The 11,918-nt window shown below is 61.0% G+C and carries 10 protein-coding genes; 4 read left to right on the top strand and 6 right to left on the bottom strand.

All coding sequences use genetic code 11. From position 1 onward, the window contains the following. The first annotated feature begins 2 nt into the window (after nt 1–2). The 3 genes from JZX88_RS23455 to JZX88_RS23445 are packed head-to-tail and all read left to right on the top strand — an operon-like array spanning nt 3 to nt 3,821. Nucleotides 3–317: a sarcosine oxidase subunit delta gene (locus JZX88_RS23455; protein WP_110759057.1), complete on the top strand. Its 315-nt coding sequence runs from the start codon at nt 3–5 to the stop codon at nt 315–317. Further along, the gene (locus tag JZX88_RS23450) at nt 314–3,274 is read left to right on the top strand and encodes a sarcosine oxidase subunit alpha (RefSeq protein WP_206914911.1); all 2,961 of its coding nucleotides are present in this window, start codon (nt 314–316) and stop codon (nt 3,272–3,274) included. Before JZX88_RS23455 ends, JZX88_RS23450 begins: the two co-directional genes overlap by 4 nt. Continuing rightward, nucleotides 3,267–3,821 (top strand): sarcosine oxidase subunit gamma, encoded by a 555-nt coding sequence (locus JZX88_RS23445; protein ID WP_110759060.1) that lies wholly within the window; start codon nt 3,267–3,269, stop codon nt 3,819–3,821. Before JZX88_RS23450 ends, JZX88_RS23445 begins: the two co-directional genes overlap by 8 nt. A gap of 202 nt (nt 3,822–4,023) precedes the next feature. Here the strand turns inward: JZX88_RS23445 and JZX88_RS23440 are convergent, their stop codons facing one another. Together JZX88_RS23440 and JZX88_RS23435 are read right to left on the bottom strand one after the other, a co-directional pair. After that, entirely contained in the window at nt 4,024–4,512 is a 489-nt protein-coding gene (locus JZX88_RS23440) for a MaoC family dehydratase (RefSeq protein WP_206914910.1), read from the bottom strand. Nucleotide 4,513: 1 nt separating this feature from the next. Then, nucleotides 4,514–4,873, bottom strand: a complete 360-nt coding sequence (locus tag JZX88_RS23435) for a helix-turn-helix domain-containing protein (protein WP_065116318.1) — start codon at nt 4,871–4,873, stop codon at nt 4,514–4,516. A 153-nt stretch (nt 4,874–5,026) separates the two neighbouring features. Between JZX88_RS23435 and JZX88_RS23430 the strand changes: the two genes are divergently transcribed. Then, complete coding sequence (locus JZX88_RS23430) at nt 5,027–5,437, top strand: GFA family protein (protein WP_206914909.1); 411 nt, start codon at nt 5,027–5,029, stop codon at nt 5,435–5,437. A gap of 54 nt (nt 5,438–5,491) precedes the next feature. On the opposite strand, the gene glgX is transcribed toward JZX88_RS23430, so the two are convergent. From glgX to glgC, 4 genes are all read right to left on the bottom strand, one after another. Further along, on the bottom strand, nt 5,492–7,459 hold the full coding sequence (gene glgX, locus JZX88_RS23425) for a glycogen debranching protein GlgX (RefSeq protein WP_206914908.1): 1,968 nt from the start codon (nt 7,457–7,459) through the stop codon (nt 5,492–5,494). Between the two features lie 106 nt (nt 7,460–7,565). Continuing rightward, nucleotides 7,566–9,194 (bottom strand): alpha-D-glucose phosphate-specific phosphoglucomutase, encoded by a 1,629-nt coding sequence (locus JZX88_RS23420; protein WP_206914907.1) that lies wholly within the window; start codon nt 9,192–9,194, stop codon nt 7,566–7,568. A 4-nt stretch (nt 9,195–9,198) separates the two neighbouring features. Next, nucleotides 9,199–10,641, bottom strand: a complete 1,443-nt coding sequence (gene glgA, locus JZX88_RS23415; protein ID WP_135398612.1) for a glycogen synthase GlgA — start codon at nt 10,639–10,641, stop codon at nt 9,199–9,201. Between the two features lie 5 nt (nt 10,642–10,646). After that, nucleotides 10,647–11,909, bottom strand: a complete 1,263-nt coding sequence (gene glgC / locus JZX88_RS23410; RefSeq protein WP_065116322.1) for a glucose-1-phosphate adenylyltransferase — start codon at nt 11,907–11,909, stop codon at nt 10,647–10,649. Nucleotides 11,910–11,918 lie beyond the last annotated feature (9 nt).

Genomic DNA, 11,918 nt, shown 5'->3' with positions numbered 1-11,918 from the left:
CGATGCTTCTGATCCATTGCCCCTATTGCGGGGAAGACCGTTCCGAACTGGAATTCCGCTGGGCGGGCGAAGCCCATATTGCCCGGCCGGAAAACATCGCCGATATTTCCGACGAGGCCTTCGCTGACTATTTCTTCATCCGCGACAATGACAAGGGCCTCGTTTTCGAGCGCTGGCGTCATATTCACGGCTGCGGCCGCTTCTTCAACGCCGCCCGCGATTCGGTCAGCGACAAATTCCTGATGACCTACAAGGCAGGTGAACCGAAGCCGGACGCTGAAACGGTCCTTTCCGCAGAAAAGGGAGCCGGGCAATGAGCGGCGATTATCGTATCAAGGGGGCCGGTCGTCTCACCCCGGCCAGAACCGCGCGCTTCACCTTCGATGGCAAGATTTATCAGGCGCTGGAGGGGGACACGGTCGCCTCCGCGCTTCTGGCGAATGGCGTGCATCTGATCGGCCGCTCGTTCAAATATCACCGGCCGCGCGGCTTCCTGTCCGCCGGGCCGGAAGAGCCGAATGCGCTGATCGACGTTTCCCGCGACAGCCTGCGCAAGCAGCCCAATGTGCGTGCCACGGTGCAGGAAGTGTTCGACGGCGCGATCATCGCCTCGCAGAACCGTTTCCCGTCGCTATCCTTCGATCTGAGCGCGATCAACGACCTCCTGTCGCCGATGTTCGCGGCCGGTTTTTATTATAAAACCTTCATGTGGCCGAAGGCCGCCTGGCACAGGATTTACGAACCGCTGATCCGCCGCGCCGCCGGTCTCGGCAAGGCGCCGGGCGAGCCGGATGCGGATCATTATTCCGGCCGCTACGCCCATTGTGACGTGCTGGTGGCCGGTGCCGGCGTCGCTGGTCTGACGGCGGCGCTTGCTGCCGCGAAAACCGGCGCCAGCGTCATTCTGGTGGATGAAAATGCCGAAGTCGGCGGCGCGCTGCGTTTCGACACTGGTACTGTCATCGACGGCCTGCCCGGTTACGAATGGGCGCAAAAGGTTTTTGCCGAACTGAAGTCCCTGCCCAATGTGCGGGTTCTGACCCGCACCACCGCTTTTGGTTATTACAACCACAATTTCGTGGCGCTGGCCGAGCGGGTGACCGATCATCTCGCCACGCCCGCCAGACACCAGCCGCGCGAGCGGCTGTGGCAGGTGCGCGCCAAAAAGGTCGTTTTGGCGGCGGGTGCGATCGAGCGCCACATGGTCTTTGCCAATAATGACCGCCCCGGCATCATGCTGGCCTCGGCCGCACGCACCTATCTCAACCAGTACGGTGTGGCCGTCGGCCACAATGTCGGGGTCTACACTGCCCATGATTCGGCCTATGAGACGGCCTTCGATCTGAAAAAGGCCGGGGTGAAGATCGCTGCCATCGTCGATTGCCGCGAGAACCCGGATCAGCGCCTGCTGGATGAGGCGCGGGCGCTCGGCATCGAAGTGCTGGCTGGCCATAGCGTCTACAACACCGCCGGCCGCCTGCGTGTGTCTTCCATGACCGTTGGCCGCAATGGCGGCTCCAACAAGCGCAAGATCGCCATCGACGCGCTTGTCGTTTCCGCCGGCTGGACGCCTTCGGTGCATCTCTTCTCGCAATCGCGTGGCAAGCTGAAGTTTGACGCGGCTAACCAGCGTTTCCTGCCCGATATCCATGTGCAGAATGGTGTTTCCATCGGCGCCTGCAACGGCACGGACGATCTTTCCGTGCTGATCGCCGAGGCTGCGGCTGCCGGTGGCGGCGTCGTGGAGTTTTCCGGCGAGAATGCCAGGATTTGGACCGGCGGTATGATCGGTGCGGCCGAAGGCGCGGGTGAGGGCACCGGCGTCAAGGCCTTCATCGATTTCCAGCACGATGTCTGCGCCAAGGATATCCGCCTTGCCGTGCGCGAGGGCATGCATTCCGTCGAGCATATCAAGCGCTTCACCACCAATGGCATGGCGTCCGATCAGGGCAAGATGTCCAATATGCATGGCCTTGCCATCGCATCTGAAGCGCTCGGCCGGGACTTGCCCAAGGTCGGGCTCACCACCTTCCGCCAGCCCTATACGCCGGTCACCTTCGGCACGCTTATCAATCATTCGCGCGGCGCACTGTTCGACCCGGCCCGCAAGACGCCGATGCACGAGGAAGAACTTGCGGCCGGTGCGGTGTTCGAGGATGTCGGCAACTGGAAACGCGCCTGGTTCTTCCCGCGGGCGGGCGAGGACATGCATGAGGCGCTCAACCGCGAATGCAAGACCGTTCGGACAAGCGTCGGCGTTTTCGATGCCTCCACGCTCGGCAAGATCGAAGTGGTCGGCCCGGATGCGGCGAAGTTCCTGAACCTCATCTACACCAATGCCTGGGACACGCTGAAACCCGGCCGCTGCCGTTACGGCATCATGACCCGCGAAGACGGCTTTGTTTACGATGACGGTGTTGTCGGCCGTCTTGCCGAAGATCGTTTCCATGTGACGACGACGACGGGCGGCGCGCCGCGCGTTCTCCAGCACATGGAGGATTATCTCCAGACCGAATTCCCCGACCTCAATGTCTGGCTCACTTCGGCCACCGAACAATGGGCCGTGATTGCCGTGCAGGGGCCGAAGGCGCGTGAGGTTATCGCTCCCTTCGTCGAGGGCATCGATCTCTCGCCGGAGGCCTTCCCGCATATGGCGGTGGCTGAAGGCACCTTCTGCGGCGTGCCGACACGGCTTTTCCGCGTGTCTTTCACGGGCGAGCTCGGTTTCGAAATCAACGTTCCGGCCGATTATGGCGCAGCCGTCTGGTCGGCGATCCGCGAAAGGGCGGAAGCCGTCGGCGGCTGCCTTTATGGCACCGAGACCATGCATATCCTGCGTGCGGAAAAGGGCTATATCATCGTCGGGCAGGATACGGACGGCACGGTGACACCTGACGATGCCGGGCTTGCCTGGGCCGTTTCCAAGAAGAAAACGGATTTCGTCGGCATTCGTGGCCTCAAACGCCCCGATCTCACGCGCTCCGGCCGCAAGCAGCTGGTGGGTCTGAAAACGAAGGACCGGCTGACCGTTCCGGACGAGGGCGGCCAGATCGTCGTCGATCCGAACCAGCCGAAACCCATGACCATGCTCGGCCATGTCACCTCCGCTTATTGGTCGGAAAATCTCGGCCATTCCATCGCTTTCGCGCTGGTGGCGGATGGCAGGGCGCGCATGGGCGAAACGCTCTACATTCCGCTCGCCGATAAAACCATTGCCGTCGAAGTGACCGACATGGTCTTCCTCGACAAGGAAGGAGCCCGTCTCAATGGCTGACAAACTTCACGCAAAACGCAAATCCGTGCTTGAGGATTTTCACGGCGGCTCGCCCTTCGTTTCGCTGAAACCGGCCGCCTCCGCCTCGCGGTTGTCGCTGCGCGCCCGGGAAAGTGCCGTGACGGCCCTGTCGGAAGCGCTCGGTCTTGCCCTGCCCACCGGCCCGAAAAGCTCCGTCACCTCGGGCCTGCGATCCGCTTTGTGGCTCGGCCCGGATGAATGGCTGGTGATCGATCAGGGTGAAAGCGACCTGATGGCGGTGCTCTCCGGCGTTTCCGGCCTGTTTTCGGCAACCGATATTTCCCACCGTAACACGGCCATCATCGTCTCCGGTCCCGGTGCGGAAGCGGCACTCAATGCCGGCTGCCCGCAGGATCTTTCCCTGACAAGGTTCCCGGTCGGCGCCTGCTCGCGAACTGTTTTCGGCAAGGCGGAGGTGGTGTTGCTGCGCACGGCGGACGATACGTTCCGGGTGGAATGCTGGCGCTCTTTTGCCGAATATGTTGGCGGGCTGTTGCAGGAGGCGGCTGCGGACGTAGCGGTTTAAACGCGGATCGTGTCCGACTGCAGCGCAATCTCGCACGAAGCTTATGGCTTCTCTCTTCTCCCCGCCGGGGAGAAGAGACCCCTAAAAGCCGGATGAGGAGGCAAACCCTCCTCATCTGGCGGAACTACCCCCCCTCGCACCATTCCCGACCTTCCCGCCGCATTGCCAGATTTGCAGCGTGGCGGCGGGCATGTGCCCGGTCTCAGCCGTCTTCCGGCCTGTCTTCCGGGTTGAACTGGCTGATGGTGGTCCAGCGGGCGGTGAGCGCCGGCTTCTTCTCGTTTTCGATTTCCACCGTCACATCATAGGTCGTCATCAGCATCGCCGCGCCGCGAAACCGCGCTTCCGCCAGCGTGAAACGGCCACGCACCCGCGCGCCGCTCCTGACCGGTGTGACGAAGCGCACGGCATCGAAGCCGTAATTGATGCCCATGGTCTGTTCGCGGATGCGGGGCAGGGCATCGTAATTCAGCGCCGACAGCAGGGACAGCGTCAGGAACCCATGCGCGATGGTGCCGCCAAACGGACTTTCCGCTTTGGCGCGTTCCGGGTCGGTGTGGATGAACTGCTCATCCAACGTCGCTTTTCCGAAGGCGTCAATCATCGCCTGGTCGACCATGATCCAGTCGGAAACGCCCATTTCCGTGCCGACCAGATTTTTCATCTCCGCCAGCCCTATGTCTTTTGCCATGTTACCTCGTCAATGGTTCGGTCGTTCTCTGCGATTTCCAGTTTTCATGCTGCTTACCCCATTTTGACATGGCGGTGACAGCGTCGTTCAAGCTGAAGCCGTGCGGTGTGATTGAATATTCGACCCGTGGCGGCACTTCACCATAATCATGGCGGCTGATCAGCCCGTCGCTCTCCATTTGCCGCAGATGCTGGGTGAGAACCTTTTCGCTGATACCCGGCAAGGATCGCCGCAGTTCGGAGAAACGATGCGGCCGAATATGCAGGGACCACAAGAGTGACGGTTTCCATTTGCCACCGATTGCCTTCAAGGCTCCGGCAAAGCCGCATTCTTCGGTATCGCCCTTCTGGCCGCTGGTCATGTGTCGCCTCCTGACAGATTTAGGCACGAACCTCAAGGTGCGTACTTCATGGCGCCGTGTGAAAACGATAGTTTCACCGCGAGCGCTCGCCCAAACCTTGAGAGAGATATCTAGCAAAGAGAGACATCATGAAACCAGATGTTTGTGTGGCGAATGCATAAGCTGCGCAAGGCAAGCTGTTCCTGCCGAAACGTGGAACTTGAACTGAACGGCGAGCCGCGATCGGTCTATGCCTGCGCCTGCAACGAATGTCAGCGTTGCACCGGCACGGCCTTCGCCTATCGCGCCATCTATCCGGAGACTGCGATCATCAGGCGAAGGGGCGATACGAAGGCATGGCGGCGCACGGGAACATCGGGGCGCTGGCTTGAGCAGCACTTTTGCACCGATTGCGGAACGGTCGTCTTTATGAGCGCCGAGGCATTGGCCGGCGCGATTTCCGTTTCCGCTGGCTGTTTCGGGGAGGCGGATTTCCCTCCGCCCAGAATGTTGCATTGGCCGGAGCGCATGCACCATTGGCTTTGTCTGGAGGGCATTGCGACAGCGACACCGGCCTCGGCGTGAGCCGTGTCTGACCCTGCTGTTCCCGCCGTCTTGTCGGGGACAGCATACTCCCGGTCAATTCGATGGTTTTGCTCTCAGATAAAACACCACCGAACGGGCCGGCAGGAATGCGGGATTGCCGAAGTCCGTGCCGATCGCGCGCCAGTCGTCGCCGGGCAGGGTGAAAGGCACGATTTCCCGGCTGCGGTTGATGAGCACGGCAAGCTCGGCCTCCTTGCCAGCCTCCCGGTCCGGGGTGGAAAGCAGCATGGCGAAGGAAGGCCCATCCGGCCTTTCCCAGTCGGTGACTGTCATGGGCTCCCCGCCCGGGGCAAGCCATGTCACGTCGCCGCGACCAGAGAAGAAACCGGTCTGAGAAAAGACGCTGAAGCGTTTGCGAAGCGCTGCGAGAAACGCCGTGTGATCGATCAGCTCGGGGACAAGCGATGACCAGTCGACGCAGGTGATGTCATTGTCCTGACAATAGGCGTTGTTGTTGCCCTGCTGGCTGCGGCCACCCTCATCGCCAGCGGTCAGCATCAAGACGCCGCGGCTGACGAACAGGGTGGAAAGCAGCGCCTTTACATCCGCAATGCGGGCGGCGACAATGGCAGGATCATCCGTCAGGCCTTCGAAACCATTGTTCCAGGAGTGGTTTTCATTATGGCCGTCGCGATTGTTCTCGCCGTTTTTTTCATTGTGCTTGTGTTCGTGGCTGACGAGATCGAACAGGGTGAAACCGTCATGGGCGGCGAGAAAATTGACGCTGCGGCTGTTTAGGCGGCCATGGCGGGAAAAGATCGGCGAAGACCCGGAAAGCGCATCGGCCAGCGCCCCGGTGGTGCCGGCGTCGCCGCGCCAGAAGCGGCGCATATCGTCGCGGGCGCGGTCGTTCCATTCCAGAAAGCTTTCGGGGAAATTGCCGAGCTGATATCCGCCGGGGCCGATATCCCATGGTTCGGCGATCAGCAGGCGGTCGTAAAGTGCCGGGTCCGAATGCATGGCCGCGAGCGTTTCGCTTGCCATGTCGAAGCCATTGGCCGTTCGCCCGAGCACGGGCGCGAGGTCGAAGCGGAAGCCGTCGACGCCGGTATTCAGAACGAAATGTCTGAGGGAATCGATGATGAGCTGGCGAATATAGGGATGGTCGCAGGCGACCGTGTTGCCAGTGCCGGTATCGTTGACCAGCACACCCGGCTTTCCCGGTGGGTGGCGGAAGGCGGTGAGGTTATCGAGCCCACGCAACGACAGGATAGAACCTTCGATATCGCTTTCGCCCGTATGGTTGAAGACCAGATCGAGAATGACGCCGATGCCTTGCGCATGCAGCGCCGCAACCGTATCCCGCAATTCCCGCACGCCGCCGGGGCAGAGGCGCGGATCGAGCGCCATGAAGCCGACGGGATTATAACCCCAGGCATTGGAAAGGCCGAGTGGCGGCAGGTGGCGCTCATCGATCCATGCGGTGATCGGCATCAACTCCACCGCATCGACACCGATTTTTTTCAAGTGCGCGACAATGGCGGGATGGGCAAGTGCGGCAACGGTGCCCCTGATCTCTTCCGGCACTTCAGGGTGCAGCCGGGTGAAGGATTTGACCGCCAGTTCGTAAATCAGTCCGCCTTCGGCAAAAAGCGGCGGTTGACGCCGGACCGGCTCATGCTGCGAAAGGATCGCCTTCGGCATGATCCCGCCGGTCTCCGCACCAAAGGCGTAAAGCGCTGGATCGTGCCGGAAGGGGCGGTCGATCTCCGTGGTATAGGGGTCGAGCAGCAGTTTCGCAGGATCGAACCAGAGGCCGTGTTCGGGGGCGTAAATGCCGTGAGCGCGAAAGCCGTATCGTGTGCCGGGGCCGGCGTCGGAGACGGTCAACCGGTGAACGTCATCTTCACCGCGCGCCATCGGCAAACGGGCCGTTTCTTTTTCGCCCTTCGCATCGAAAAGGCAGAGATCGATCTGCGAGGCGTGCCGGGAATAGACCGTGAATTCCGTTCCGTTTTCCGTCTGGATTGCACCTTTGGGGAAAACGGAAGGTGTCTGCATGGTCTGTCTCTCCGGGAAATGGTGTTTCTCTTCCAGAATGGAAAAGGGAGGCAAGGCCGAGTGAGGAACGCTTTCAGTGCGTCCCTCATGAGCGGGCGGCAAGCCCTTACGTAATAACGCTCGGTGCGTTGCGGCCGGTATGGGCCTTGATGCCGGCGATCGTATCGGCAACGGAAATCAGATCGGCGAGCGCCTCCTGCGTTTCGATGCCGTGACGGGCCGCATCCGGTTCGTAACGCTCGACATAAAGGCGAAGCGTGGCGCCCGCAGTGCCCGTGCCGGAAAGGCGCAGCACGATGCGCGAGCCGCCTTCGAACAGGATGCGGATGCCCTGATTTTTGCTGACCGACTGATCGACCGGATCGTGATAGGCGAAATCATCCGCCGCCGCGACCTTCAGATTGCCATAGCTGGTGCCGGGAAGCGTGGCGAGTTTTTCGCGCAGGGTGGCGACCAGCGTGTTGGCGGCGTCCGAATCCACTTCTTCATAGTCGTGGCGGGAATAATAGTTGCGGCCATATTCGGCCCAGTGCTTTGTGACGATGTCCTTCACGCTTTCCTTGCGCGCGGCGACGATGTTCAGCCAGTAGAGCACGGCCCACAGGCCGTCCTTTTCGCGCACATGGTTGGAGCCGGTGCCGAAGCTTTCTTCGCCGCAGATCGTCACCTTGCCGGCATCCATGAGATTGCCGAAGAATTTCCAGCCGGTCGGCGTTTCATACATGCCAAGCCCGAGCTTCTCGGCGACACGGTCGGCTGCAGCACTCGTCGGCATCGAGCGGGCGATGCCGGAAATGCCGGCGGCATAACCGGGGGCCAGTTTGGCATTGGCCGCGATGACGGCGAGGCTGTCGGACGGGGTGACGAACATGCCCTTGCCGACCACCATGTTGCGGTCGCCGTCGCCATCGGAAGCGGCGCCGAAATCGGGGCCTTCCGGGCTCATGACGTCGTCATAAAGCTCCTTGGCGTGGACAAGGTTCGGATCGGGATGATGGCCACCGAAATCCGGCAGCGGCGTTGCGTTGCGGACGGAACCCTTCGGCGCGCCGAGGCGCTTTTCGATGATTTCCACGGCATAGGGGCCGGTGACGGCGCTCATGGAGTCGACCACGACCTTGAAACCGTCGGCGATCAGCGCGCGGATGGCGGCGAAATCGAACAGCTCTTCCATCAGGGCGGCGTAATCGGCAACCGGGTCGATCACTTCGACCGTCAGTTCGTCCACCTTGAAGTTGCCCACCTTGTCGAGATCGATATCGGCGGCGTCGGAGATTTTATAGCTGTCGATGACCTTCGAGCGCGCATAGATCGCATCGGTGATCTTTTCCGGTGCGGGGCCGCCATTGCCGATATTGTATTTGATGCCGAAATCTTCGTTCGGTCCGCCGGGGTTGTGGCTGGCGGAGAGCACGATGCCGCCGAAAGCCTTGTATTTGCGGATGACGTTGGAGGCGGCTGGCGTGGAAAGAATGCCGCCCTGACCGACCAGAACCTTGCCGAAACCGGCGGCGGCGGCCATCTTGATCGCCTTCTGGATGACTTCGCGGTTGTAATAACGGCCGTCGCCGCCGATCACCAGCGTCTGGCCCTGAAAGCCCTCAAGCGCGTCGAAGATCGACTGGATGAAGTTCTCGGCGTAATTTTCCTGGGCGAAGACTGGCACCTTCTTGCGCAGGCCTGAAGTGCCCGGCTTCTGGTCCTGATAGGGCTTCGTCTGAACGGTCTTGATCATTGTTTCAATGGCCTTTCGAAATAAGCTGGCTGTAAAGCGCGGCGTAAAGGCCGGCACTCTTTTCCCAGGAAACGTCGGATTTCATTCCGAGTTTCTGCATTTGTGTCCATAGTTTCGGGTCGTGGTAATAACGGACGGTCCGGCGGATCGCCTGTTTCAGACCATCGAGCGTGACGGGTGAGAATTGCACGCCGGTCGCCGATTTATTGGCGATGGCGGCATGGTTGGCGTCGATCACCGTGTCGGCAAGGCCGCCGGTGCGGGCGACGACCGGAATGCAGCCGTAGCGCAGCGCGTAAAGCTGGGTGAGGCCGCAGGGTTCGAAACGCGAGGGAATGATGATCGCATCGCAGCCCGCCTGCATCAGATGCGACAGCGGCTCGTTATAACCGACGGCAACACCGACGCGGCCATGGTGGCGGGATGCGGCCGCCAGAAGCGCGCCTTCCAGCGCCACTTCTCCTGCGCCCAGCACCACGAGGCGGCCACCGAGGGAAACGATCTCGTCCACAGCTTCGGCCATGAGATCGATGCCCTTCTGCCAGGTGAGGCGGGAGATGATGCAGAAAAGCGGGCTGTCATCATCATCGATGCGGAAATGTTCGGCCACCGCCTTCTTGTTCAGCGCGCGGTTCTTGAGATTGGCGGCTGAATAATTGTCGTGGATCAGATGGTCCGTTGCCGGGTTCCAGACATCGGCATCGATGCCGTTGACGATGCCGTGCAGCACATGGGCGCGGCTGCCGATGACGCCGTGCAGGCCCATGCCGAATTGCGGGGTGAGGATTTCCTCGGCATAGGACGGGCTGACGGTGCTGAGCGCCGTCGCCGTCTGCAGGCCGCCCTTCAGGAAACTCACATCGTTGTAATATTCGATGCCTTCCATGCCGAAGGCATGGGCGGGCAGGCCAAGCTTGCTGAAAATATTCGCGCCGAACTGGCCCTGGAAGGCGATGTTGTGGATGGTGAGAAGGCTCGGAATCTCCGGCGTCTCAGCATAACGCATATAGACCGGCGCCATCGCGGCCTGCCAGTCATGGGCATGCACCATATCCGGCCGCCAGCCGGGAAGCGCGCCGGCGGCAATGCGGGCGGCAGCCAGCGACAGCGCCGCGAAACGCTTCCAGTTGTCAGGGTAATCCTTGCCGGTCTGGTCGAGATAGGGGCCGCCGGAGCGCTCGTAATAGGCGGGCGCATCGAGAATGAGGAGGTCGAGCCCCTCATGCCGCACTTCGAGCACATCGGCTTTTTCGCCGAGCAGATCGGTAAATTCGAAACATTTTACGGGGTCCGTCACGGCGGCTTTTACCGCCGGATATCCGGGTATCAATGTGCGCGTCTTGACGCCATGGGCTTCCAGCGCGATGGGGAGCGCGCCGGCAACGTCGGCGAGCCCTCCGGTCTTGATCAGGGGATAGATTTCGGATGAAACCGAAAGGACATTCATCGGCTCTACAGGTCCAGCTTGTCGATCATCGATTGGGTGATAAGGCAAATGCCGTTTTCGGTGCGGCGGAAACGTTTGGCATCCAGTTCTGGGTCTTCTCCTACAATCAGTCCTTCCGGAATGACCACGCCATGGTCGATGACGACATTGCTGAGCTGGGCATGACGCCCGATCTTCACACTCGGCAGTACTACGGCATTCTCAAGGCGGGAGTATGAATTGGCGCGCACGCCTGTGAACAAGAGGCTGCGATTGAGCGAGGCGCCGGAAATGATGCAGTCGCCGGAGACGACCGATGACACGGCCGAACCGCGGCGGTTCTCATCATCATGCACGAATTTCGCCGGCGGGGTGATTTCCGCATAGGTCCAGATCGGCCAGGACTTGTCGTAGATATCGAGGTCCGGCACCACATCCGTCAGGTCGATATTGGCCTGCCAATAGGCGTCGATGGTGCCGACGTCGCGCCAGTAAGGGCCATGCTCGAAATCCGAACGCACGCAGCTATCGGCGAAGCGATGGGCGACGGCTTTGCCGTGCTGGACGATATAGGGAATGATGTCCTTGCCGAAGTCGCGGCTGGAGGTCGGGTCGGCGGCATCGCGGCGCAGGGCTTCCATCAGGAATTTCGTGTGGAAGACATAGATGCCCATGGAGGCGAGCGCGAAACCCTCATTGCCGGGAATGCCCGGCGGATCGGCCGGTTTTTCGATGAAATCGATGATCTCGTCTTTTTCATTCACATGCATCACGCCGAAGCCGGTCGCTTCCATGCGTGGTACTTCAAGGCAGCCGATCGTCACGTCGGCACCGGAATCGACATGCTGCTGCAGCATGTATTCGTAGTCCATTTTGTAGATATGGTCGCCGGCGAGGATGACCATATATTCCGGCGCATAGGGCTCGATGATGTCGATGTTCTGGTAGACGGCGTCGGCCGTGCCTTCATACCATTGCGTTTCGGACACGCGCTGGGAGGCCGGCAGAATATCGAAGCTTTCGTTACGCTCGGGACGGAAGAAGTCCCAGCCGCGCTGCAGGTGGCGGATGAGGGAGTGCGCCTTGTATTGCGTGGCGACGCCGATACGGCGAATGCCGGAATTGAGCGCGTTGGAAAGCGCAAAATCGATGATGCGCGCCTTGCCGCCGAAATAGACGGCGGGTTTTGCCCGGCGGTCCGTCAGCTCCTTCAGGCGGCTTCCTCTGCCGCCTGCGAGGACATAGGCCATTGCATCACGTGCCAAAGGCTGAACTCTTTTTTCCGACATGGTGTCCTC

The organism is Agrobacterium sp. OT33 (assembly GCF_017313365.1).
Taxonomy (GTDB): Bacteria; Pseudomonadota; Alphaproteobacteria; order Rhizobiales; family Rhizobiaceae; genus Agrobacterium; species Agrobacterium rhizogenes_A.
The sequence above is the reverse complement of the archived record's forward strand: the minus strand, read 5'-3'. Positions and strand labels throughout refer to the sequence as shown.